This is a genomic window from Streptomyces sioyaensis (genome assembly GCF_004122735.1).
Classification (GTDB): domain Bacteria; phylum Actinomycetota; class Actinomycetes; order Streptomycetales; family Streptomycetaceae; genus Streptomyces; species Streptomyces sioyaensis.
Genome location: NZ_SDIF01000050.1, coordinates 22874 through 46613, shown reverse-complemented (window position 1 = coordinate 46613; position 23740 = coordinate 22874). Strand labels below are relative to the sequence as shown.

Below are 23740 nucleotides of genomic sequence, written 5' to 3'. Positions count from 1 at the left end.
GTTGGCGGCAGTATTTGTCGCGCGGAGTCGGGTTTGTCGTGTGGTGCGGGCGGACCGCACCCACCGGCCCGCCCGCACCACACGACAAACCCGACTCCGCGCGACAAATACTGCCGCCAACCCCGCACGAGGCGTTGCTCACGCCGCGGCGGCCCGCAGCTCCAGCCGTGCGCTGAACTCCCTGACGACGGGTTCGTCGCGGTACGGCTCCAACCGCAGCTGGAAGTCCTCCAGATACTCCGCGCCCCGGTCCGAGCGCAGCGCGCCGAGCAGCTCCACCGCCTGCGTTCCCGTGTGGCAGGCCTGCTCCACCTCGCGCTGTTGCGCCTGGGCGCCGGCCAGCAGCAGCAGACCGATGGCCCGGCGCCGCGCCCGGCCCTCCGGATGCCCGTCCAGCGCCTCCTGCGCACGCTGTCCGGCGGGCCCCGGCTGCCCCAGGTCCCGGTGGCAGTGGGCGAGTTCATCGGCCAGATAGGCCTGGTCGAAATGGGCGATCCACACCGGATCGTCGCCCGCGTCGGCGGCCGCCTCGGCCCGCTCCATCGCGGCGACCGCCCGGCCGGCCACCGCCTGGAAGGCCCGGCCGTCGCCCATCAGCGCATGTCCGCGCGCCTCCGCCGCGCAGAACATCGCCTCCGCACGCGGGGTCACATGGCCGCGGGCGCCTTCCTGGGCGGCGCGGGCAAGCTGGGCGATCTCGCGCGGATTGCCGAGCGAGGCGGCGAGATGGCTCATGCTCGCGGCCAGGACGTAGCCGCCGTAGCCGCGGTCGCCGGCCGCCTGGGCCAGCCGCAGAGCCTGGATGTAGTAGCGCTGGGCGAGGCCCGGCTGGCCGGTGTCGACAGCCATGTAGCCGCCCAGCTCCGTCAACCGCGCGACGGCGGCGAAGAGTTCACGCCCCACCGACTCGCGGTAGGAGCCGGCGAGCAGCCCCGAGACGACGCTGTTGAGGTAGTGCACGACGACCGGCCGGACATGCCCGGCGCCGAAGCGGTGGTCGAGTTCGCTGAGCGCCGAGGTCATCGCGCGGACCGCCTCGACGTCCGAGATCCCGACGCGGGCCCCGGCGTTCCGGGCGACCTGGACATCGGCGCCGGTGATCAGCCAGTCGCGGCTGGGCTCCACCAGCGCCGAGGCCGCGACCGTGGAGCCGCTGAGGAAGTCGCGCCGCCCGACGTCGCTGCGCCACAGCTCGCAGACCTGCTCGATCGCCCCGAGGACGGTCGGCGAGAACTGCAGTCCCACCCCGGAGGCGAGGTTCTTGCCGTCGGCCATCCCGATCTCGTCGATGGTGACCGTGCGCCCCAGCTTGCGGCCCAGCGCCTCGGCGATGACGGCCGGAGCCCGGCCCCGCGGCTGCTGCCCGCGCAGCCACCGGGCCACGGAGGTCTTGTCGTAGCGGAGGTCGAGACCGTGCTCCGCACCGCACATGTTGACGCGGCGGGCGAGGCCCGCGTTGGAGCAGGCGGCTTCCTGGATCAGCGACTGGAGCCGTTCGTTGGGCTGCCGTGCGACGAGTGGCCTGGCGGCCATGCTGGTACCCCCTGAGTACTGCTGCGCGCGTTCACCGACGAACGCCGTTCCCCGTGATCGATTCCCCAGGCATATACCGGATATCCGAGAGTTCCGGGATATGCGCGATAAGTGGGATCAGAGCGGTACGCACCGTTCCGAGGATGCGCGGTTGTGCGCGGTTGGTGAGCGGTGGTGGATCCGGTCCGTGCGTCCTCGGTGCGTGGCGCTCGTTCACGAGTGGGCTGGTGCGCGATGTCCGTACGCAGCTCGCGGCGCCGCCGTGCCGGGCTCCCCCGGGATCCACGCCGGCCTGCCGCCGGGCGGCCTCTCCGCCCGTCACGCAGGTGGCTACCCGCTCGCCGGTCCCCGCCCGCACACGCGCCCCCACCGGTGCTCCCATGCGCCCCACATGCGGGAACGATGCGCCCCGGACGTCAGCCATTTGGGCGTAACCCTTGGTCACAACGGGAGTTGTCCTGGGCGTGGAAAAGACCATCGGAGTCACAGGAGCCCCGCAGCTCCCCGCGCAGCGCGGCGAGCAGCTGCTGGACACTGCGGTGCGTTATGCGGAGGAGCGGCACTGGGACGTGTTCCCCGGCGCATGGCTGGAGCACGACGGCAGGACGCCGCGCTGCTCGTGCCGCGCCCACGACTGCGCTGCGCCCGGCGCGCATCCCACCGCGCCCGGCTGGGCCGGCGAGGCCACCGGCAGCGCGAGCGCCGTCCGCCGGCTGTGGAGCAGCCGGCCGCGGGCCTCGATCCTGCTGCCGACCGGCCGGACCTTCGAGGCGCTGGAGGTGCCCGAGACCGCGGGCTGTCTGGCGCTGGCCCGCATGGAGCGGATGGGGCTGCCGGCCGGCCCCGTGCTGCGCACCCCCGACCGCCGGATGCTCTTCCTCGTCCTCCCCGGCGCCTCGGCGAAGGTGCCCGCTCTCGTCCGGGCCCTGGGCTGGGTGCCGGCCGCGCTCGATCTGATCTGCCGCGGCGAGGGCGAGTACATCGCGGCGCCACCGACCCGGGTGGGCACGCACGGCGTGGTGCAGTGGGCCCGCCGCCCCACCGCCGCGAACCGCTGGCTGCCGGACGCGGAGGAGCTGATCAGCCCGCTCGGCTACGCCTGTGCCCGGGAGGCGGTCGCGGCCCGGGCACGCTGACCCGCGGCCCGTTCCGTCCGCCGCGCCCCGACGCCCTCGCGGAACGGCTCCGTCCGGCACCCCGGCCGTATCGTGGGACGCCGGACGGGGGTCGGACCGGCCCCTGCGGGGACGTCGAAGGGCGGGACCGGTGGCGAACGAGCCGGAACACATCGAGGGGCGGGCCGAGACGGCACCGCCGCAGCACAGCACCGTCGCTCCGGGCGGGCCGGCCACGGCCCCCGGGGACGTCATGGCCGGTCCGCCCGCCGTCCGCATCCAGGGCCTGTGGAAGAAGTTCGGCGAGCAGACCGCCGTCCACGGCATCGATCTGACCCTGCCGGCCGGCCGCTTCATCGGACTCGTCGGCCCCAACGGCGCCGGCAAGACCACCACCCTGTCCATGGTGACCGGCCTGCTGCGGCCGGACGCGGGGACGGTCGAGATCGGCGGGCACGACGTCTGGCAGGACCCGGTGTCGGTCAAGTCCCGGATCGGAGTGCTGCCCGAGGGGCTGCGGCTCTTCGAGCGGCTGTCGGGACGCGAACTCCTCAGCTACATAGGCCGGTTGCGCGGTCTGCCGGGTGACGAGGTCGACAAGCGTGCCGGGCAGCTGCTGGACGTGCTCGGCCTGTCCGGCGCCCAGCACAAGCTGGTGGTGGACTACTCCACCGGTATGCGCAAGAAGATCGGGCTGGCGGCCGCTCTGCTGCACAACCCCGAAATACTCTTCCTCGACGAGCCCTTCGAGGGCGTCGACCCGGTGTCGGCGCAGACCATCCGCGGCGTCCTGGAGCGCTACACCGCCTCCGGCGCCACCGTGATCTTCTCCAGCCATGTGATGGAGCTGGTCGAGTCGCTGTGCGACTGGGTCGCGGTGCTGGCCGCCGGGCGGATCCGGGCCGACGGGCCGCTCGCCGAGGTACGCGGTGCGGCGCCCTCGCTGCAGGACGCCTTCCTCGAACTCGTCGGTGCACAGGACCGCGGCGCGGGCGCGGACCTCGACTGGCTGGGCGGAGGCCGCGCCCGATGAGCACCGCATCCGCCGCGGCCGCCCGCCCCGCCACCGCACCGTCCCTGACCGGCGTCTTCGTCCGGCTGAAGCTGTCGCTGCTGCGCAACGGGCTGCGCCAGTCGACCGGGCGCACCCTGGCATACGTCGCCTCCATCGTCGTCGGCCTGCTGTTCGCCGGCGCTGTCGTGCTGGGGCTGACCGCGCTGCGCGGCAATGCGCACGCCGGTGCGCTGGCCGTCCTGCTCACCGGGATGCTCACCGTGGGCTGGGCGGTGATGCCGCTGTTCTTCCCCGGGAGCGACGAGACGCTCGATCCGACCCGGCTGGTCATGCTGCCGCTGCGGCCGCGGCCGCTGATCGTCTCGCTCCTGATGGCCTCGCTCGTCGGCATCGGCCCGGTGGTCACCCTCATGCTGGTGGCCGGCGCGGTGATCGCGGTCGCCGACGGCGCCCTCGCCGCGGTCGTGGGTGTCGTGGCCGCCGTCCTGGTGCTGCTGGTGTGCGTGGCGCTGGCGCGGGCCATCGCCACCGCCTCGGTCCGGCTGCTGACCAGCCGCCGCGGCCGCGATCTCGCCGTGCTGGGCGGGCTGTTCATCGCGCTCGGCGGGCAGGGCGTCAACATCGCCGCCCAGCGGCTGGGGCGGCCGGACGGCCTGTCCGTACTGGAACCGCTGGGCGAGGTGCTGCGCTGGGTGCCGCCGGCCTCCGCGCTCGGCGCCGTCGACGACGCCGGGCACGGGGCGTACGGGCGGGCGCTGGCCGGTCTGGCGCTGACCGCGCTGGCGCTCGCGCTGCTGCTGTGGTGGTGGCAGCGCACGCTGACCGCCCTGATGACCTCCCCGGACTCCTCCACCCTCCAGGCGCTGGAGAAGGACGGCGCCCGCCGGTCCGGCACCGGGGAACGCGGGCTCGCACGGCTGCTGCCGGACGGCCGTACCGGCACCGTCATGCGCCGCTCGCTGCGCTACGCCTGGCGCGACCCCAAGTCGAAGATGGCCTGGGCCACCGCGCTCGGCGTCGGCCTGCTGGTCCCGATCGCCACCTCCGCGCAGGGCAACGGCAGCATGTACACCGCGTTTTCGGCCTCCGCGCTGCTCGGCGCGCAGATGTACAACCAGTTCGGGCAGGACACCTCGGCGTTCTGGATGGTCGCCTCGACGATCGCCACCCCGCGCGACGCCTATCAGGAGCTGCGAGCCCGCGCGTTGACGCTGGCGCTGGTGGCCGTCCCCTACGTCACGCTGGTCGTCGTCGGCGCCGCCGCACTCATCGGGCCGTGGTCGGACTTCGTGGAGGTCTACGGCCTCTCGCTGGCCGTACTGGGCGCGCTGCTGGCCACCGGGGCGATGTCGTCGGCGCTGTTCCCGTACTCGATCCCCTCGGAGGGCAACAAGAACGTCGCACCGGGACAGGGCGCGATCGCGTGGTTCAGCCTCTTCGGCGGGGTCCTGGTCGCCGCGGTGCTGTGCAGCCCGCTGGTGGCGCTGACCGTCTGGCTGCATGTGGCGGGTCTGCACCAGCTGTTGTGGCTGCTGCTGCCGGCCGGGGCGGTCTACGGCGTGGGGCTCGCCGAGGCGGGCCTGCGGGTGGCGGCGCCCCGGGTGGCGACCCGGCTGCCGGAGATCCTGGGAGCGGTCAGCAAGGGCTGAGAGCCACGGCCGGCGAACCGGCCGGAGCCCCCGGCGGACCGCCGCCGGGGGCGCTCAGCCCGGCATCGTGGCCGCGTGGAGAAACGGTTCGATGGCGGCGCACCAGGCGTCGGGTTGCTCCCAGGGGAGCAGATGCCCGGCGTCGGGGATTTCGGCGTAGGCGCCGCGCGGCAGCACCCGGACCATCTCCTGGGCCTCGGCGCGGCCCAGTTCGGCGTCGAGGCCGCGGACGACGAGGGCCGGGCAGGACACCTGGGCGAGCTCTTCCCAATGGGCGTCGTGGACCCAGGTCTCCCGGGCGGTGAGCATCTGCCGGCGGGAGAAGACGGGGCGCCAGCCGTCGGCGCGCTCGGCCATCACCTCGGCGAAGTACTCACCACGGGCCGGCCGCGGCCGCTCCAGGGTCGGATCGTCCTCACCGAACCACTTGCGGACATCGGCGAGGGTCGCGAACGGCACCGGCCAGGACCGGAACCACTCGGTCCATTCGCGCTGCGAGGCCGCCCCCAGCGCCGACGCCCGCATGTCGCAGATCACCAGCGCGCTGACCAGATCCGGTCGCCGGGACGCTAACTGCCACGCCGTCAGGGCACCCATGGCATGCCCCACCAGGGCGACGGGGGCGAGGCCGAGCTGCTCGACGGCGGCGATGGCGTCATCGACATAGGCCTCACGGTCATACGGCCCCACGGCGGGCTTCTCGCTGCGGCCGTGGCCCCGCTGGTCCAGGGCGACCGGGCGGTGGCGTGCGCTCAGCCGGCGGGCGGTGCCCGCCCAGTGCGAGGCGCGCCCCATCAGGCCATGGAGCAGCAGCACGCCCGGACGCTGCTCGGGCTCCTCCAGACCGCCGCCGGTCTTGGGCGGGTCGGTGAATTCCCAGGCGGCGAGACGCACGCCGCCTGCCCCTGCTACATCGATGCGTCGCACCATGTGCCCTGGCACCCCCAATCGTCCCGTGAGCACTTCCACACTATCGAACCCCTATTCGAACGCACCGCGTTGGCGCGGAATACCCCTCGTTCGAGTGACCTCACTCGGGGATTGGCCGCGCCCGCCACGGGGAGACATCTGCCGGGAGGCGGGCCCTTCCGGGAAGGGGGCCCGTGGGGAAAGACCCTGAGAGCTCGGGGCTCCGGGTCTTGGGTGGGGGACATGGGGAGGCAGGGCCCCGGCTGCTCGCAGCGCCGGGGCCCTGACTGTTCCCACCACGAGTGGATGCATCCGACCCCCTCCCGGCCAGGACAAGCCGCTGCACGGCCATGCGTCAGCGTGACACGAGACCGGCCGTATCGCACGGATTCGCACAAGTCCGTTCAAGAGGCAAGAACTTGCCGAGCCCGCCGAACGGCGCGTCAGCGCAGCTCAGCGGGCTCGTCAGGGAAAAGCGGGCGGCGGTGCGAAAAGGAAAGAGTCTGAAACTGCTTTCAACGCTTGGCGACAAAGACATGCGAGGCGATCTCGGAGCCAAGCTCGGCGGCCTCACCGCTGCTGCCGACCAGCACCCCGGCCGGCGACTCCGTCACGCTCACCACCGCGCCCGGCTGCACACCGGCCCGGCGCAGGGTGTACATCAGCTGGGCGTCGGCCTGGATCGGCTCGCCGATCCGGCGCACCACGGCCGTCTTGCCGTCGGCCCCGGCGTCCAGGTCCATCAGGCTCACCATGCCGGCGTCGAGGAACGGGTCGACCTCGGACTTCTCGCCCAGCTCCGCCAGCCCGGGGATGGGGTTGCCGTACGGGGACTCCGTCGGGTGCCGCAGGAGCTCCAGGACGCGGCGCTCGACCGCCTCGCTCATGACGTGCTCCCAGCGGCAGGCCTCGGCGTGCACCTGCTCCCATTCGAGGCCGATGACGTCGACGAGCAGGCACTCGGCGAGGCGGTGCTTGCGCATCACCCGGGTCGCCAGCTGCCGGCCCTCTTCCGTGAGCTCCAGATGACGGTCGCCCGCGACCGTCAGCAGCCCGTCCCGCTCCATGCGCGCCACGGTCTGGCTCACCGTCGGGCCGCTCTGTTCGAGGCGCTCCGCGATGCGTGCGCGCATGGGGACCACACCTTCCTCTTCCAGCTCAAGGACGGTGCGGAGATACATCTCCGTGGTGTCGATCAGTCCTGACATGCGTGCCCCTTGATGTGTGGTGCGGTGGCCCTGCTCCCAATTCTGACGCATCCCGCTGACATCGGTGCCGCCTCGTGCGCGCCCGCGGGCCCTCGTCGCCGTGTTGACAGGGCACTGGTCCAGACCGCAACGTGATCCGCGCCACTGATCACAGACGCCGAGATTCCGACGAGATCCGACGAGAGGGGCCCGCGGCAATGGCTGAGAGCGACCGGAGCGACCGGCTGGCCGGGAACTACTTCGACGCCGCGATCGACCTGCTGCGACAGGTCCGCGACGCGGAGGGCGACCGGATCACCGCGGCCGGGACGCTGCTCGCGGACGCCGTCGCGGCGGGCGGCCGGATCTTCTCCTTCGGCGCCGGCCACTCCTCGCTCCCCGCGCAGGACACGGTCTACCGCGCGGGCGGCCTGGCGGTCATGAATCTGCTGTCCGTCCCGGGTGTGGTGGGCGTGGACGTACGGCCGGCGACGCTCGGCAGCGCGCTGGAGCGGGTCGACGGGCTGGCCGCGGCGGTCCTGGACACCAGCCCCCTGGAGGCGGGCGATGTGCTGGTGATCATCTCGCTGTCCGGCCGCAACGCGCTGCCCGTGGAGATGGCGCTGCACGCCCGCGCCCTGGGGATCAAGGTCATCGGCGTGACGTCGGTGGCGTATGCGGAAGCCACCACGTCCCGGCACGCCTCCGGCGGCTTCCTCAAGGACCACTGCGACCTCGTCCTGGACAGCCGGATCCCGGTCGGCGACGCGGAGCTGACGCTGCCCGGCATCGACGCGCCGTTCGCCCCCGCCTCCACGGTCGTCACCAGCGCGATCATGCAGGCCATGGTGGCGACGGCCGCGGGCACCCTCGCCGAGCGGGGCATCGACCCGCCGCTGCTGCGCTCCGGGAACGTCGACGGCGGCCACGACTGGAACGCCCGGGTGATGGGGGCCTACGCGGACCGGATCTTCTACCGGCAGTGAGCGGACGGCGCGCCGCCGAGCGCCGCGGCGCCCGCGAGGTCGAGGGCCGCGGCGATCCGCGCCGCCACCTCCTCCGCGTAGTCCGCGTCCGCGCGGTCGAAGGGGCGGCGCGCGGGGGTCCGCAGAAAGGTCGCGACGCCGAGGGTGCGGCCGCGGCTGCGCAGCGCCACACACAGGCCGTGCACGGTGCCGTCCGGCCAATGACGGGCGGCCGCCCAGCCCTCGGGTGAGGCGGGTCCGGCGCCGGTACGCACCGAGCCGCGCCGCTCGTACGCCTGGAACACCGGATGGCGCGGCGCGTACGGCACCGGGACGCCGGTCGCCGGAAGCCGCTCGGCGGGGCCGGGCGCACCGGCCGGGGAGGCCAGCGTCCGTACCAGCCGGGGCCTGCCGTGGCGCGCACCGTACCCGGCGGCCGCGCCGGGTGCGCCGCCCGGTGGCAGGCCGGTGCCGCCCGCCGCGCCCAGCCCGTCGCAGGCGTCGTACGCGTCGTCCTCGGCGACCGCCCCGTACGGCGCGGGCAGGGGCGTCGTGGCGAGGTCGACCAGGCCGTGGTCGGCGAAGCCCGCCAGGGCGAAGTCGAGGTGGACGGCGGCGGCCTCGGCCGGGTCCGGGCACTCCGCGGCCGCCCGTCCCGCCCGGTGGAGCTGACGAGCGCGGAACCGCAGCAGAGAACTCTCCTGCTCGGCGCGCTTGGTGTCCGTGACGTCCTGGAAGAGCCAGGCCACGCCCAGCGGCACCGGCTCCTCGGCCAGCGGGGAGGCCAGCCGGACGAAGCCGCTGCGCCAGCACCGGCGCGGGGATCCGGCCCCCTCGGAGCGCAGCGTCACCCACAGTTCGGCGGTGGCCGGCGGGGCGCCCTCGGCGAGGACGTGCTGCAGCGCGGACTCCAGCTCCTCGACGCCCTGCGCCAGCAGCTCGCCCAGGGGGCGCCCCAGCAGGGCGGTGCGCCCCACGCCCAGGATGCGGCCGGCGTGGGCGTTGACGACGGCGGGCCGCAGATCGGCGTCGATCAGCACCACGCCCCACGACGCGTCCTCGAACAGCGCCTCGGCCAGCGCGACGGACCGCTCCAGGTCCAGTTGGGTGTGCACCTCGCTGAAGGCGCAGTACACGCCGACGACCCGGCCTCCGGGGCCGCGGACCGCGGAGGACTGGGTGCGGACGAGCACGCGGCGGCCGTCCTTGGTCAGCAGGGCGAATTCCTGCACCTGACGGCCCGGGGAGCGCATCGCGGCGGCGAGGGCGGCCTCGATCCCGTCGGCGTCCTCCTTACGGACCGCCCAGCCGGTCAGCCCCGTACGGCCGACGGCCTCGGCGGTGGTCCAGCCCAGGATGCGTTCCGCTTCGTGGTTCCAGTGGGTGACCGTGCCGTCCGCGGCGAAGGCGGCGAGGGCGGCGTCCATGCCGTCCAGGAGCGCGGCGAGCAGACCGGAGTCACGGGAGACACCGGAGTCGTCGGTCTGCTCGGTGGCGCGGCGCGTCGGGGCCACCGGACCGGAGACACCGGGAGGGCCGGTCGGGCCGGAGGCCCCGGAAAGGTCGGAAGAAGCTGACGAAGCAGTCACTGGCACCCCTCATGAACGCGGCCACACATGCTCCACCTGGGAACATTCAACTGGAACGTGACACAGCGCACCCGCGATTCAGGGAAATCGTTGCTTCCGGAAAATGTGGTTGTGTCGGGCGGACCGGCTTCCTAATGTGTGGAGCACACGAGAAGGGAGGTGGTTCGGCCAATGATTTCGCACCGGACGCGTGAGGTGGCTGCGGGCTAGCGGCCCGTCGCTTCACCGAAGTGCAGCGCCGGACCAGCGCATACTGCAGATGCGCAGCCGGCCAATCCCAAGCAGTCACCCGACCCGCGGGCTGCCGGTTCGTCCGACCGGCCCTTCGCGCCATCGAGCGCGGAGGAGGCAGCCCGCGGGTCGTCTGCGTGTGCGGCCACGGCCGCGGAGAGCCGGTACGGCCGGAAGACCGGGAGACCGGGAGGGCCGGTACGGCCCGAGAACCGGCAGCGCCGGAGAGCCGGTCGGCCCGAGGCTTGTGCGCAGCCGCCCGCCGCCCCGGGCACCCGTTTCAGGGCGCCAGCCGCTCCACTCGCCAGCCCCCGGCCTCGCGGACGTACCGCAGCCGGTCGTGCAGCCGGTTGAGCCGGCCCTGCCAGAATTCGACCGTCTCGGCGGCGATCCGGTAGCCGCCCCAGTGCGGCGGCGCCGGCACCTGCTCGCCCTCCGGGTAGCGGGCCGCCAACTCCTCGTAGGCGTCCTCCAGTTCCGCGCGCGAGGCGATCGGGGCGGACTGGTCGCTGGCCCAGGCGCCCAGCTGGGAGCCGTGCGGGCGGGTGCGGAAGTAGGCGGCCGTCTCGTCCCGGCCGATGCGTTGTGCGGTGCCGGACACCACGACCTGGCGGGCGAGCGGGTGCCAGGGGAACAGCAGCGAAATGGCCGGATTTTCGGCGAGTTCACGCCCCTTGCGGCTGTTGTAATTGGTGAAGAACACAAAGCCGCGGTCGTCGAACCCCTTGAGGAGCACGGTCCGCGAGCTCGGCCGGCCGGCGGCGTCCGCGGTCGAGACGACCATCGCGTTCGGCTCGTGCAGCCCGGCCACGGTCGCATCCTTGAACCAGCGGGCGAACTGGTCGTAAGGGCCGGCGGCGAGATCGGACTCGGCGAGTCCCTCGGCGCGGTAGTGCGCACGCATGGAGGAAGGGTCGGGGTTCTCGGCGTGAGGCGCGTCGGCTGGGTGCACGGCCTCATCTTGCAACATCACGCTCGGCCCGGTCAGCCGGGAGGGGCGGAAGTCTGCCCCTGGCCGACCAGCCGTAACCCTCCCGCCGGCGAATCGACCACTGTGCCGGATCTCACGCTTCCCCGCAGGTGAGGGACCCGCCAAAATCATGGCCCGGCCCACTGTGGGCTCCGGACAGGGAGAGCTATCGTGTCCGTCCGGCTGTATCGACGCACCACACCGCCGCACCGCACCGCCGGCCCGTGGCCGACCACCGCGGGCAGGACCCTCGCGTGACCCGTGCCCTGACAGGGCATCACCGGGGGGTGACCGGTTCGGACCGCGAGCTGCCAGCAGCCGCGTAACCGCACCGGCGCCGCACACCACGACCGCACGGCAGCCGCTCAGGAGCGCCTGCCGGCCCAGCTTGAGGAGCCGCCTGATGCCCGACTTCGTACCCGGACTCGAGGGAATCGTCGCGTTCGAGACGGAGATCGCCGAACCGGACAAGGAAGGCGGTGCCCTCCGCTATCGCGGGGTCGACATCGAAGAGCTCGTCGGTCAGGTGTCCTTCGGGAACGTCTGGGGGCTGCTGGTCGACGGGGCGTTCAACCCCGGTCTCCCGCCCGCCGAGCCCTTCCCGATCCCGGTGCACTCCGGGGACATCCGGGTCGATGTACAGTCCGCGCTCGCCATGCTCGCGCCCGTGTGGGGCCTCAAACCGCTGCTGGACATCGACGAGGCGACGGCTCGTGACAACCTCGCCCGCGCCGCGGTGATGGCGCTGTCGTACGTCGCCCAGTCGGCGCGCGGGCAGGGCCTGCCGATGGTGCCGCAGAAGGAGATCGACAAGGCGGAGACCGTCGTGGAGCGCTTCATGAAGCGCTGGCGCGGCGAGCCGGACCCCAAGCACGTCAAGGCCGTCGACGCCTACTGGACCTCGGCCGCCGAGCACGGCATGAACGCCTCCACCTTCACCGCCCGGGTCATCGCCTCCACCGGCGCGGACGTGGCGGCGGCGCTCTCCGGGGCGGTCGGCGCGATGTCCGGCCCGCTGCACGGCGGTGCGCCCTCCCGCGTCCTCGGCATGATCGAGGAGATCGAGCGGACCGGCGACGCCGGCGCGTACGTCCGCAAGGCGCTGGACCAGGGCGAGCGGCTGATGGGCTTCGGCCACCGCGTCTACCGCGCCGAGGACCCGCGGGCGCGGGTGCTGCGGCGCACCGCGAAGGAGCTGGCCGCCCCGCGCTTCGAGGTCGCCGAGGCGCTGGAGAAGGCCGCGCTGGAGGAGCTGCACAACCGCCGCCCCGACCGGGTGCTGGCCACCAACGTCGAGTTCTGGGCAGCCATCGTCCTGGACTTCGCCGAGGTCCCGGCGCACATGTTCACCTCGATGTTCACCTGCGCCCGGACGGCGGGGTGGAGCGCGCACATCCTGGAGCAGAAGCGGACGGGCCGACTGGTCCGGCCGTCGGCCCGGTATGTGGGGCCCGGGGCGCGCGGGCCGCGGGAGATCGACGGGTTCGAGGACATCGCCCCCCGCTGAGGCGGCCTTCGGCCGCCGGGCCTTCCCACGTTTTTGTCTTTTCCGCCGTGGTGGTTTCTCGCCGTTGCGCTTTGCGGCGCGCCGCACGTTTTTGGCTTTCCCGCCGTGGTGGTTTCTCGCCGTTGCGCTTTGCGGCGCGCCGCACGTTGTCGGCTGGCCCGCCGTGGGTGTTGTTCGCCGTTGCGCCTGCGGCGGGCTTGTTGCCGCTGCGCTGGCTGTTCGGCTGCGGGACCGGCCCTCCGGACTCCGTCCTGCGGTCCGCTCCCTCCCGTTGGGTGTGGATGAAGACCGGTGGGGGCGGGCCTCGTCCCTCGACTGCACGCAGACGACGGCCGGGGCCCGCCCCCACCGGCCTCTTCCCACCCACTCACGGGAGGGGCCGCGCCGCAGGACGGAGTCCGGAGGAGCGGCACCGCACCCGACCACCCACGCCCGCCGCCAGGCGCAACGGCGGGACGCCACCGCGGCGGGAAAGCCGACAACGTGGGATGTTCACCGGCGGTCCGCCGGGTTCAGGACGCTGTCGATGATCTTCGCCCACTGCTCGACGACCCGGTCGCGGCGGGCCGAGTCGTCGGTCAGGAGGTTGGCGAGACCGAGGCCGCGGGCCATGTCGAGCAGGCCCTGGACGGTCTCCCGTACACCGGGCACCGCTTCGTCGGCGTCCAGCAGGGCCACCGCCGTGCGGTGTGCCTCCCGTCCCACCCGGGCTTCCAGGGCGGTGACCCGGTCGCGCAGCTGCTCCTCGTCGGAGGCGGCCACCCACAGGTGCAACGCGGCGCGGAACAGCGGCCCCGTGTAGAGGCCGACGAGTTCCTCGACGATGACCCAGGTGCGGGCGATGGAGCCGGCCGGCGGGAGGTTGTGGGCGACGGCCTTGACGGCGCCGCGGCGCTTCTCCGCGACGTGTTCGACGGCCGCGGTGAAGAGGTCCTCGCGGGTGCGGAAGTGGTGCTGGGCGGCGCCCCGGGAGACGCCCGCGCGCTCGGCGACCACCGAGACCGTGCTGCCGCTCCAGCCGCGCTCGGCGAGGCAGGCGATGGCGGCCTCCAGCAGTTTGAGGCGGGTGGCGCGACTGCGTTCCTGCTGGGGCTGCTTGGGGCCGCGGGCGGGGGTCAGCGCGCCCATGCCGGGGCCCGTCGCTCCAGGAAGGCGGTCATGCCCTCGCGGGCCTCGGCGGAGCCGAAGAGCCGCACGGACTGTTCGGCGAGCGCCTCGGTGTCGCGGTCGAAGGTGCCCAGCACCTGGGCGGTGACCAGCTTCTTCGACTCGGCCAGGCCCTGGGGGGACCCCTTGCGCAGGCCGTCCAGTACGGGCGCGAGGCCGGTGTCGACGTCGGCGGCGGCGAGGGTGACCAGGCCGATCCGGGCCGCCTCGGCCGCGTCGAACTTCTCGCCGGTGAGGTAGTAGCGGCCGGCTGCCCGGGGGTCCAGGCGCGGCAGCAGCGGGAGGGAGATGACGGCGGGGGCGAGGCCCAGGCGGGCCTCGGTGAAGGCGAAGGTGGCGTCGGGTCCGGCCGCGGAGATGTCGCAGGCGCCGAGCAGGCCCAGGCCGCCGGCCCGGACGTGTCCGGTGACCCGGGCGACGACCGGCTTGGGCAGGGCCACGATCGCGCGCAGCAGCCGGGCCAGGCCCAGCGGGCCGTCCTTCGCGGTGCCCGAGGTGGCCTCGGAGAGGTCCGCGCCGGCGCAGAACGTGCCGCCGGTGTGGGTGAGGACGACGGCACGGGTCTCCTGGTCGGCCGCGGCGTCCGCGAGTGCCTGGTGGAGTTCGCCCACCAGGCGGGTGGAGAGGGCGTTGCGGTTGTGCGGGGAGTCCAGCGTGAGCGTGGTGATGCCGCGCTCGTGGGAGCGCAGCACCAGGGGTGTCGCGGAGGCGTCGGTCATCGGGGCGTCGAACTCCTTTCCCTGGCGCGCAGTTCGCGCCGCAGGATCTTTCCGGTGGCGGCGCGCGGCACGGTGTCCAGGAACTCCACGCGGCGCACTTTTTTGTACGGGGCCACCTGCCCGGCAACGTACGCGATGACCTCGTCCTCGCTGAGCTGGGCCCCCCGCTGGCGGACCACGAACGCCTTGGGCACCTCGTTGCCGTCCGGGTCCGTGACGCCGATGACCGCGGCGTCGGCGATCGCCTCGTGCCCGAGCAGCAGCGCTTCGAGGTCGGCAGGGGCGACCTGATAGCCCTTGTACTTGATCAACTCCTTGACGCGGTCGACGACATGGAGCCAGCCATCGGCGTCCGCCCGCCCGATGTCGCCGGTGTGCAGCCAGCCCTCGGGGTCGATCATCGCGGCGGTATCGGCGGGGCGCCCCAGATAGCCCCGCATGACCTGCGGGCCGCGGATGAGGATCTCGCCGCTCTCCCCCGGCGGCAGGTCCGCGCCGGTCGCCAGGGACACCAGACGCATCTCCGTGTTGGGGATCAGCTTGCCGACGGCGCCCGGGGGCGGGTTCGGTGCGTCGAGGGGCACGGCGTGCGTACCCGGGGACAACTCGGTCATCCCGTAGGCCTGGCGGACCGGGGGCAGGCCGAGGCGCCGGGAGCAGGCCGCGGCCAGTTCGGCGTCCAGCGGCGCCGCGGCGCTGACGAGGTAGCGCAAGGAGGACAGGTCGTAGTCGGCGACCAGGGGGTGTTTGGCCAGGGCCAGCACGATGGGGGGCGCCACGTAGACGGCCGTGATGCGGTGTTGCTCGATCGCGGCGAGGAACTGGCGCAGGTCGAAGCGGGGCAGCACGACGACGGTGGCGCCCTGCCGCAGCGGGGCGTTCATCAGCGCGGTCAGCCCGTAGATGTGGAAGAACGGCAGCACGGCCAGCACCCGGTCGTCGGGGCCGCTGCAGATGAGCGGGGTGAGCTGGGCGAGGTTGGTGGCGATGCTGCGGTGGGTGAGCATCACGCCCTTGGGGGCGCCGGTGGTGCCGGAGGAGTAGGGCAGGACGGCGAGGTCGGCGGCCGGGTCGAGGGCGACGGAGGGTTCCGGGCCGGTGCAGGCGGCCAGGTCCAGGACGCCGCGGTGGCCCGGGGCCCGGTCGCAGACGAGGATCTCGGCGATGCCGCCGGCCCGCCGGGCCGCGCCGCGGGCGGTGTCCAGCAGCGCCGAGGTGGTGACGATCCAGCGGGCCCCGGAGTCCCCCAGCTGCTTGGCGAACTCGTCCTCGGTCGCCAGCGGATGGACGGGGGTGACCGCCGCCCCGCAGCGGGTGGCGGCGTAGAACACGGCCGGGAAGAGCACGCTGTTGGGGCTGTGCAGGGCCAGCACCTCGCCCTTGCGGAGTCCGGAGGCGGCGAGCGCGGCGGCGGTCCGGCGGCTGAGGTGGTCGAGCCGGGCGTAGCTGAGGGTGCTGCCGTCGAGGCCGTCGACGAGGGCGGGCCGGTCGCCGTACTCCGCCGCCCGCCCGAGGACCGCCTCGTGGATCGGCAGCTCCACGGGCGCGATGTCGGCGTACTCGCTGCGGAACACGTGGGATACGTGGGACACCTGGGGTACCTGGGACACCATGCCTGGGACTTCCCTTCGGCGGTGGGCGGACGGCGGGCGGGGACGGAGCCCCCTGGCCGGCCGGGGCGGGCCCGGCCGGCTCGCGCAGCATCCCTCCCTCAGTACGACTTGGGCAGCCCGAGCGACTGGTGTGAGACAAAGTTGAGGATCATCTCGCGGCTGACCGGGGCGACCCGCGCCACCCGGGCCGCCGTGATCATCGAGGCGAGGCCGTACTCCCGGGTGAGGCCGTTGCCGCCGAGGGTGTGCACGGCCTGGTCGACGGCGTGCACCGCGGCCTCGGCCGCCGCGTACTTGGCCATGTTGGCGGCCTCGCCGGCGCCCATGTCGTCACCGGCGTCGTAGAGGTGGGCGGCCTTCTGCGTCATCAGCCGGGCGAGTTCCAGCTCGATGTGGGCCTGGGCGAGGGGGTGGGCGATGGCCTGGTGGGCGCCGATGGGCTCCTTCCACACCTGCCGGGTGCGGGCGTAGTCGAGGGCCCGGTCCAGCGCGTAGCGGCCCATCCCCAGGGCGAACGCGGCGGTCATGATGCGCTCCGGGTTGAGCCCGGCGAACAGTTGCAGCAGCCCGGCGTCCTCGTCGCCGACCAGCGCGTCGGCGGGCAGCCGCACCTCGTCCAGGGTCAGCTCGAACTGCTTCTCCGCGGCGGCCAGTTCCATGTCGATCGGGCTGCGGCCGAAGCCGGGGGCGTCGCGCGGGACGATGAACAGGCAGGGCTTGAGCCGCCCGGTCCTGGCGTCCTCGGTGCGGCCGACGATCAGGGTCGCGTCGGCGATGTCGACGCCCGAGATGAAGACCTTCCGGCCGTTGAGGACCCACCCTCCCCCTTCCCGGCGGGCCGTGGTCGTGATGCGGTGGGAGTTGGACCCGGCGTCCGGCTCGGTGATGCCGAAGGCCATGGTGCGGGTGCCGTCGGCGAGGCCCGGGAGCCAGGTCCGCTTCTGTTCCTCGGTGCCGAACCGGGCGATGACCGTGCCGCAGATCGCGGGCGAGACCACCAGCATCAGCAGCGGGCACCCGGCCGCCCCCAACTCCTCCAGGACGAGGGAGAGTTCGGCGATGCCGCCGCCTCCGCCGCCGTACTCCTCGGGGAGGTTGACGCCGAGGTAGCCGAGCTTGCCGGCCTCCGCCCAGAGCGCGTCGGCGTGCCCGCCCTCGGCCACGGTCCGCGCGATGTACTCCCGGCCGTAGCGTTTGCCGAGGGCGGCGACGGAGCTGCGGAGGGCGCGGTGTTCCTCGGTCTCGATCACAGGGTTGCTCATGGCGGCTCCATGTGTGCGGTGGGTGAGGTGGTGCGCGTACGAGGTGGGGGCAGAGGGCGGGGTCAGACCGTTTCCTGCGCGGCCGTGGTGTCCACGACGGCCAGCAGGGCCCCGACTTCGACCTGTCGTCCGGTGTGGACGGGCAGCGAGGTGAGGGTGCCGGCGGCGGGGGCGGTGATCTTGTGTTCCATCTTCATGGCCTCCAGCCACAGCAGCGGCTGGCCGGCCGCGACCCGGTCGCCCTCGGCAAGGCCGGGCGCGATCCGGACGACCGTGCCGGGCATCGGCGCCAGCAGCGAGCCGGGCTCGGTGCGGGCGGCGGGGTCGGCGAAGCGGGGCAGTGCGGTGAACGACCAGGAGCACGGTGCGGCGGCCGCGCCGGCCAGCGGGGGCGCGTCGACATGGACCCGGTCCCCGTAGCGGGCGACCGCGAACCGCCGCCGTACGCCGTCGACGTCGAGCACCACCTCGTGGGCGCCGAGGGTCAGCAGCCGTACGCCGGGGAACTCCTCGGCCGACAGCCCGTCCCGGCCGAGCCGGTAGCGGATCGGGTATGCGATGTCCCCGCAGGCGTAGGTCTTGACCTGCGGCCCCGAGGGGACGTTGCGAAAGCCCCCGAAGCGGGAGCGGCCGGCCGCGTCGGCGAGGGCGGCGGCGAGCGCGAAGACGCCCCCGCCGTCCGCGCCGGTCCCGGTCAGCGCGGCGAGGTTGCGGTCGTAGAAGCCGGTGTCCAGCGCGCCGGGGTCGGTGAACTCCGGGTGGCGCAGGGACCGTACGAGCAGGTCGCGGTTGGTGGCGGGGCCGTGGATCTCGGCCCGTTCCAGGGCGCCCGCGAGCTTGCGTACCGCCTCGTCCCGGCTCGGCGCCCAGGCGATGACCTTGGCGAGCATCGGGTCGTAGTGGACGCCGATGGTGTCGCCGTCGCCCACCCCGGAGTCCAGCCGGACGCCCTCGGGCAGTGCCAGCCGGTGCAGGGTGCCGGTCTGCGGCTGCCAGCCGGCGGCGGGGTCCTCGGCGTACAGCCGGGCCTCCACGGCGTGCCCGTGCGGCGGCGGCGGATCGCCGTCCAGGGGGCGGCCCTCGGCGACCCGCAGCTGCAGGGCGACCAGGTCGAGGCCGTGGACCGCCTCGGTGACCGGGTGTTCGACCTGGAGGCGGGTGTTCATCTCCAGGAAGTACGCCCGGCCGTCCGCGGAGACCAGGAACTCCACGGTGCCCGCGCCCCGGTAGTCGATGGCGCGGGCGGCCCGGTCCGCGGCCCGGTGCAGGGTGTCCCGCAGCTCGTGCGGCAGTGCGGGGGCCGGGGCCTCCTCGATGACCTTCTGGTGGCGGCGCTGGAGGGAGCAGTCGCGGGTGCCGAGCGTCCAGACCGTGCCGTGCGCGTCGGCGAGGATCTGCACCTCGACATGGCGCCCGCCGACGACGTACGGCTCGACGAACACCTCCCCGTCGCCGAAGGCGGCCGCCGCCTCAGCCTTGGCGGCCGTCAACTCCTCGTCGAGGTCGGCCAGTTCGGTGACCACGCGCATGCCGCGGCCGCCGCCCCCGGCCGCCGCCTTCACCAGCAGCGGCAGCTGGGCGTCGGTGGCCGAGCCGGGGTCGACGGGCGCCAGCAGCGGCACCCCGGCCGCCGCCATCAGCTCCTTGGCCCGCGTCTTGGAGGCCATGGACTCGATGGCGGCGGGCGGCGGCCCGATCCAGGTCAGGCCCGCGTCGGCCACCGCCGCGGCGAATCCGGCGTTCTCGGAGAGGAAGCCGTAGCCGGGGTGGACGGCGTCCGCGCCGGCGGCCCGTGCGGCGGCCACGATCAGATCGCCGCGCAGATAGGTGTCGGCCGGGGCCTCGCCCGGGAGCCGTACGGCGGTGTCGGCCTCCTGGACGAAACGTGCGCCCACATCCGCGTCCGAGTACACGGCGACGGTGGAGATGCCCAGCTCGCGGCAGGTACGGAAGACCCGCCGGGCTATTTCGCCGCGATTGGCGACGAGGACGGAACGGATCACTTCTGCCTCACATCCGGAAGACGCCGAAGCCGCCCCGCGCACCCTCGACCGGGGCGGTGTGCAGGGCGGACAGGCACAGGCCGAGAACGGTTCGGGTGTCGCGCGGGTCGATGACGCCGTCGTCGTAGAGCCGCCCGGACAGGAACATCGGCAGCGACTCCGACTCGATCTGCTGCTCGACCATGGCGCGCAGCCCGGCGTCCGCCTCCTCGTCGTACGGCTGCCCCTTGGCCGCGGCCGAGGCGCGGGCGACGAGGGAGAGCACGCCGGCCAGCTGCTGCGGCCCCATGACGGCGGACTTGGCGCTCGGCCAGGCGAACAGGAAGCGGGGGTCGTAGGCGCGGCCGCACATGCCGTAGTGGCCGGCGCCGTAGGAGGCGCCCATGAGGACGGACAGGTGCGGGACCTTCGAGTTCGACACCGCGTTGATCATCATCGCGCCGTGTTTGATGATGCCGCCCTGCTCGTACTCCTTGCCGACCATGTAGCCGGTGGTGTTGTGGAGGAAGAGCAGCGGGATGTCACGCTGGTTGGCCAGCTGGATGAACTGTGCGGCCTTCTGGGACTCCGCGCTGAAGAGCACGCCCTGGGCGTTGGCGAGGATGCCGACCGGATAGCCGTGCAGCCGCGCCCAGCCGGTGGTCAGACTCGGCCCGTAGAGCGGCTTGAACTCGTCGAAGTCCGAGCCGTCCACGATCCGGGCGATGACCTCACGGGGGTCGAACGGCGCCTTGAGGTCGCCGGGGACGATGCCGAGCAGCTCGTCCTCGTCGTACTTCGGCGGTGCCGCGGGGCCCGGATCCGGGTGCGCCTTGCGCCAGTTGAGGCGGGCGACGACCCGCCGGGCCTGGCGCAGCGCGTCCGGCTCGTCCAGCGCGAAGTAGTCCGCGAGGCCGGAGGTGCGGGCGTGCATCTCGGCGCCGCCCAGCGACTCGTCGTCGCTCTCCTCGCCGGTCGCCATCTTCACCAGCGGCGGTCCGCCCAGGAACACCTTGGCGCGTTCCTTGACCATGATGACGTGGTCGGACATGCCGGGGACGTAGGCACCGCCCGCGGTCGAGTTGCCGAACACCACGGCGATGGTCGGGATGCCGGCCGCCGACAGCCGGGTGAGGTCCCGGAACAGCGCGCCGCCCGGGATGAAGATCTCCTTCTGGCTGGGCAGATCGGCGCCGCCGGACTCGACGAGCGAGATCAGCGGCAGCCGGTTGGCGAAGGCGATCTCGTCGGCCCGCAGCGCCTTCTTCAGCGACCAGGGGTTGCTGGCGCCGCCGCGCACCGTCGGGTCGTTGGCGGTGATGAGGCACTCCACGCCCTCGACGGTGCCGATGCCGGTGACCACCGAGGCGCCGACGGGGTAGTCGCTGCCCCAGGCCGCGAGCGGTGACAGCTCCAGGAACGGGGTGTCGGGGTCGAGCAGCAGCTCGATCCGCTCCCGGGCGAGCAGCTTGCCGCGTCCCCGGTGCCGGGCGACGTACTTCTCCCCGCCGCCCGCGGTCGCCTCGGCGTGTGCGGCCTCGACCTCCGCGAGCTTGGCGAGCATCGCCGTACGACGCTCGGCGTATTCGGCGCCCGCCGTATCGAGCCCGGTCGCGAGCACGGTCACAACAACACCTCCGGTATGTCCATGTGCCGCGCGCGCAGCCACTCCCCCACGGCCTTGGCCTGCGGGTCGAACCGGGCCTGGGCGGCGACGCCCTCGCCGAGCAGCCCGTCGACGACGAAGTTGAGCGCGCGCAGATTCGGCAGTACGTGCCGGTCGACCGGCAGGCCGGCGGTCTCCGGCAGCAGCTGCCGGAACCGTTCGACGGTCAGCTCGTGGGCCAGCCAGCGCCAGCCCTGCTCGGTGCGGGCCCACACCCCGACGTTCGCCGAGCCGCCCTTGTCCCCACTACGGGCACCGGCGACCAGGCCGAGCGGCGCCCGCCGGGTGCCCGCGGCGGGCAGCGGCTCGGGCAGGTCCGGATCCGGCAGGCGCACCAACTCCCGTGTATCGGGCGCTGGTTGACTGCTGACGCGGGTTCCGTCCGGCAGTACGGCGCGATGCGGCACCTCCGCCGCGTCCACCGCCACCGCCTCGAAGACCCCGTACGGGGTGCCCTTGCCGGGCGGCGCGGTGACGTGGAAGCCGGGGTAACTGGCCAGCGCCAGCTCGACGGCGGCGCCGCTGACCACCCGCCCCACCGCGTCCTGGTCGGCGTCCCGCACCACCAGCCGCAGCAGTGCGCTCGCCTCCTCCTGGACGTCCGCGTCGTCCCGGTCGGTGCGGGCCAGCGTCCAGCGCACCTCGGCCGGACGGTGTTCCGCGGCGTCGAGCGCGGCCTCCATCTGCCGCCGGACCAGCGCGGCCTTGGCCGGGACGTCCAGCCCGGTCAGCACGAAGGTGACCTCGTTGCGCCAGCCGCCGAGGCGGGTCAGCCCGGCCTTCAGGGTCGGCGGCGGCGCCTCGCCGCGCACCGGGGCGATCCGGACCCGGTCCGGCGCCTCCTCGGTCAGCCGTACGGTGTCCAGCCGCGCCGTCACGTCCGGTCCGGCGTAACGGGCGCCGGAGGTCTCGTACAGCAGTTGGGCGGTGACCGTGCCGAGGGTGACCGCGCCGCCGGTGCCGGGGTGCTTGGTGATCACCGAGCTGCCGTCGGCGGCGATCTCGGCGAGCGGGAAGCCGGGCCGACGCAGGTCATGGGCCCCGAAGAAGGAGTAATTGCCGCCGGTGGCCTGGGTGCCGCACTCCAGCACGTGCCCGGCGGCCACCGCCCCGGCCAGCTGGTCCAGGTCCTGCGGCCGCCAGCCGAAGTGCGCCTGCGCCGCGCCGCTGACCAGCGCGGCGTCGGTGACCCGCCCGGTCACCACCACATCGGCACCGGCCCGCAGACACGCGGCGATCCCGCCGCCGCCCAGGTAGGCATTGGCGGTCAGCACCCCCTCGCCCCACCCCCCGCGGCCCAGCAGGTCGTCACCCTCCACGTGCGCCACCCGGACGGACACCCCGGCCTTCTCCGCCACCTCCCGTACGGCGTCGGCCAGTCCGGCCGGGTTCAGCCCGCCCGCGTTGGTGACGATCCGCACCCCGCGCTCGACGGCCAGCCCGAGCCCGTCCTCCAGCTGCCGCAGAAAGGACTTGGCGTAGCCGCGCGTGGGGTCCTTCAGCCGGTCCCGGCCGAGGATCAGCATGGTCAGCTCGGCGAGATAGTCACCGGTCAGCACGTCCAGGGGGCCGCCGGTGAGCATCTCCCGGAGGGCGTCGAAGCGGTCGCCGTAGAAGCCGGAGGCGTTGCCGATCCGGAGCAGGGCGGGGTCCGCGCCTATGGGGCGCACGGGTCCGCTGCCGTGCGCGGGGGCACCGTTCACGCCGTGGTTCCGGTCCGCGGGGGCGCCGCTCGCGCCATGGCTCCCGTCCACGGGGGCGCCGCTCACGCCGTGGTTCCCTTCCCCGTTCCTTTCCCCGACGGCGCGCGCCCCTTGCCCGGCGGTCCCGCGAAGGCCTGCGCGATCCCCAGCCACCGTTCCGCGTCGGCTCCTTCGGCCCGCAGGGACGGCAGATCGCGGCGGTGCGCCCGCTGGGTCACCAGCAGACAGAACTCCAGCGCCTCCCCGGTCACCCGCTGCGCCGCCTCCGCCGGCCCGTACTCCCACACACTGCCGTCCGGCGCCCGCAGCTCGATCCGGAACTCCTCGGCGGGCGGGGTGAGTTGATGCGTCACGTAGGCGAAATCCCGGGTCCGCACCCCGATCCGGGCGATATGCCGGAGCCGCGCGGTGGGGGCCCGGGTGACACCCAGCGCGTCGGCCACGTCCTGGCCGTGCGCCCAGGTCTCCATCAGCCGCGCGGTGGCCATCGACGCCACGCTCATCGGCGGCCCGTACCACGGCAGCCTCTCGCCCGTCGGCCGCTCGGCGAGCGCCCTCAGCAACTGCCCGCGGCCGTCCCGCCACTCGTCGAGCAGCTGGGCCGGCGGCGTCCGGGCCCCGGCCTCGGCGGCCTCGTCGACGAAGGTCAGCGGCGAGGCGAGCGCCTCCTGCGCGGCGCGCGCGAAGCCCTCCGGGTCGGTGGCCGAGAGCAGCGCCTGCCGGTCGGTCCAGGCCAGATGGGCGATCTGGTGGGTGATGGTCCACCCCTCGGCGGGCGTCGGGGCCGCCCAGCGCTCGGCCGGCAGCCCGGCGACCAGCGCGTCCAACTCCTCGCTCTCCGCCCTGAGATCGGCCAGTACGGCGCCGGGATCGGACACGCGACACTCCCCTCGTCGTCCCAACTGCCGTGACAGCGGGGCAGGTTGGCAGGCAGCGACGGCCGCTGCTGCGGCCGTGC

At 73.7% G+C, this 23740-nt stretch carries 18 protein-coding genes; 5 read left to right on the top strand and 13 right to left on the bottom strand.

The window, feature by feature from the left end:
• Nucleotides 1-138: 138 nt before the first annotated feature.
• Nucleotides 139-1533 (bottom strand): transcriptional regulator, encoded by a 1395-nt coding sequence (locus tag EST54_RS18580; protein WP_129248762.1) that lies wholly within the window; start codon nucleotides 1531-1533, stop codon nucleotides 139-141.
• A 464-nt stretch (nucleotides 1534-1997) separates the two neighbouring features.
• Here EST54_RS18580 and EST54_RS18575 point away from each other — a divergent pair, with 464 nt between their 5' ends.
• The 3 genes from EST54_RS18575 to EST54_RS18565 all read left to right on the top strand — a co-directional run bounded on the left by EST54_RS18575 (nucleotide 1998) and on the right by EST54_RS18565 (nucleotide 5312).
• On the top strand, nucleotides 1998-2669 hold the full coding sequence (locus EST54_RS18575; protein WP_129248761.1) for a bifunctional DNA primase/polymerase: 672 nt from the start codon (nucleotides 1998-2000) through the stop codon (nucleotides 2667-2669).
• Nucleotides 2670-2901: 232 nt separating this feature from the next.
• Complete coding sequence (locus tag EST54_RS18570) at nucleotides 2902-3681, top strand: ABC transporter ATP-binding protein (RefSeq protein ID WP_129248768.1); 780 nt, start codon at nucleotides 2902-2904, stop codon at nucleotides 3679-3681.
• The gene (locus tag EST54_RS18565) at nucleotides 3678-5312 is read left to right on the top strand and encodes a transporter (RefSeq protein WP_129248760.1); all 1635 of its coding nucleotides are present in this window, start codon (nucleotides 3678-3680) and stop codon (nucleotides 5310-5312) included. The genes EST54_RS18570 and EST54_RS18565 overlap by 4 nt, the downstream gene beginning before the upstream one ends.
• 54 nt (nucleotides 5313-5366) lie before the next feature.
• Here EST54_RS18565 and EST54_RS18560 read toward each other — a convergent pair whose 3' ends face one another.
• Together EST54_RS18560 and EST54_RS18555 are read right to left on the bottom strand one after the other, a co-directional pair.
• Nucleotides 5367-6242, bottom strand: a complete 876-nt coding sequence (locus EST54_RS18560; protein WP_129248759.1) for an alpha/beta fold hydrolase — start codon at nucleotides 6240-6242, stop codon at nucleotides 5367-5369.
• A gap of 494 nt (nucleotides 6243-6736) precedes the next feature.
• The gene (locus tag EST54_RS18555) at nucleotides 6737-7429 is read right to left on the bottom strand and encodes a metal-dependent transcriptional regulator (RefSeq protein WP_093484695.1); all 693 of its coding nucleotides are present in this window, start codon (nucleotides 7427-7429) and stop codon (nucleotides 6737-6739) included.
• A 197-nt stretch (nucleotides 7430-7626) separates the two neighbouring features.
• Here EST54_RS18555 and EST54_RS18550 point away from each other — a divergent pair, with 197 nt between their 5' ends.
• On the top strand, nucleotides 7627-8394 hold the full coding sequence (locus EST54_RS18550) for an SIS domain-containing protein (RefSeq protein WP_129248758.1): 768 nt from the start codon (nucleotides 7627-7629) through the stop codon (nucleotides 8392-8394).
• Here the strand turns inward: EST54_RS18550 and EST54_RS18545 are convergent.
• Both EST54_RS18545 and pdxH read right to left on the bottom strand, forming a co-directional pair.
• Nucleotides 8382-9887 (bottom strand): PAS domain-containing protein, encoded by a 1506-nt coding sequence (locus tag EST54_RS18545; RefSeq protein ID WP_129248757.1) that lies wholly within the window; start codon nucleotides 9885-9887, stop codon nucleotides 8382-8384. The two genes, EST54_RS18550 and EST54_RS18545, sit on opposite strands and share 13 nt — an antisense overlap.
• Nucleotides 9888-10473: 586 nt before the next feature.
• Nucleotides 10474-11097 (bottom strand): pyridoxamine 5'-phosphate oxidase, encoded by a 624-nt coding sequence (pdxH, locus tag EST54_RS18540; RefSeq protein WP_129248756.1) that lies wholly within the window; start codon nucleotides 11095-11097, stop codon nucleotides 10474-10476.
• 469 nt (nucleotides 11098-11566) lie between these two features.
• On the opposite strand from pdxH, the gene EST54_RS18535 reads away from it, so the two are divergent.
• A complete protein-coding gene (locus EST54_RS18535) occupies nucleotides 11567-12670 on the top strand; it encodes a citrate synthase 2 (protein ID WP_129248755.1) in 1104 nt (367 codons plus the stop codon).
• Between the two features lie 492 nt (nucleotides 12671-13162).
• On the opposite strand, the gene EST54_RS18530 is transcribed toward EST54_RS18535, so the two are convergent.
• The 8 genes from EST54_RS18530 to EST54_RS18495 form a co-directional block, all read right to left on the bottom strand.
• The gene (locus EST54_RS18530) at nucleotides 13163-13798 is read right to left on the bottom strand and encodes a TetR/AcrR family transcriptional regulator (RefSeq protein ID WP_129248754.1); all 636 of its coding nucleotides are present in this window, start codon (nucleotides 13796-13798) and stop codon (nucleotides 13163-13165) included.
• Nucleotides 13786-14556 (bottom strand): enoyl-CoA hydratase family protein, encoded by a 771-nt coding sequence (locus EST54_RS18525; protein WP_129248753.1) that lies wholly within the window; start codon nucleotides 14554-14556, stop codon nucleotides 13786-13788. The genes EST54_RS18530 and EST54_RS18525 overlap by 13 nt, the downstream gene beginning before the upstream one ends.
• The gene (locus EST54_RS18520; protein WP_174857461.1) at nucleotides 14553-16169 is read right to left on the bottom strand and encodes a 4-coumarate--CoA ligase family protein; all 1617 of its coding nucleotides are present in this window, start codon (nucleotides 16167-16169) and stop codon (nucleotides 14553-14555) included. The genes EST54_RS18525 and EST54_RS18520 overlap by 4 nt, the downstream gene beginning before the upstream one ends.
• A 98-nt stretch (nucleotides 16170-16267) precedes the next feature.
• Complete coding sequence (locus tag EST54_RS18515; protein ID WP_129248752.1) at nucleotides 16268-17431, bottom strand: acyl-CoA dehydrogenase family protein; 1164 nt, start codon at nucleotides 17429-17431, stop codon at nucleotides 16268-16270.
• Nucleotides 17432-17493: 62 nt separating this feature from the next.
• A complete protein-coding gene (locus EST54_RS18510; protein ID WP_129248751.1) occupies nucleotides 17494-19434 on the bottom strand; it encodes an acetyl/propionyl/methylcrotonyl-CoA carboxylase subunit alpha in 1941 nt (646 codons plus the stop codon).
• A 7-nt stretch (nucleotides 19435-19441) separates the two neighbouring features.
• Nucleotides 19442-21040 (bottom strand): acyl-CoA carboxylase subunit beta, encoded by a 1599-nt coding sequence (locus tag EST54_RS18505; RefSeq protein ID WP_129248750.1) that lies wholly within the window; start codon nucleotides 21038-21040, stop codon nucleotides 19442-19444.
• Complete coding sequence (locus tag EST54_RS18500; RefSeq protein WP_129248766.1) at nucleotides 21037-22740, bottom strand: acyclic terpene utilization AtuA family protein; 1704 nt, start codon at nucleotides 22738-22740, stop codon at nucleotides 21037-21039. The genes EST54_RS18505 and EST54_RS18500 overlap by 4 nt, the downstream gene beginning before the upstream one ends.
• Before the next feature lie 104 nt (nucleotides 22741-22844).
• Nucleotides 22845-23660: a TIGR03084 family metal-binding protein gene (locus tag EST54_RS18495; RefSeq protein ID WP_129248749.1), complete on the bottom strand. Its 816-nt coding sequence runs from the start codon at nucleotides 23658-23660 to the stop codon at nucleotides 22845-22847.
• Nucleotides 23661-23740: the final 80 nt, after the last annotated feature.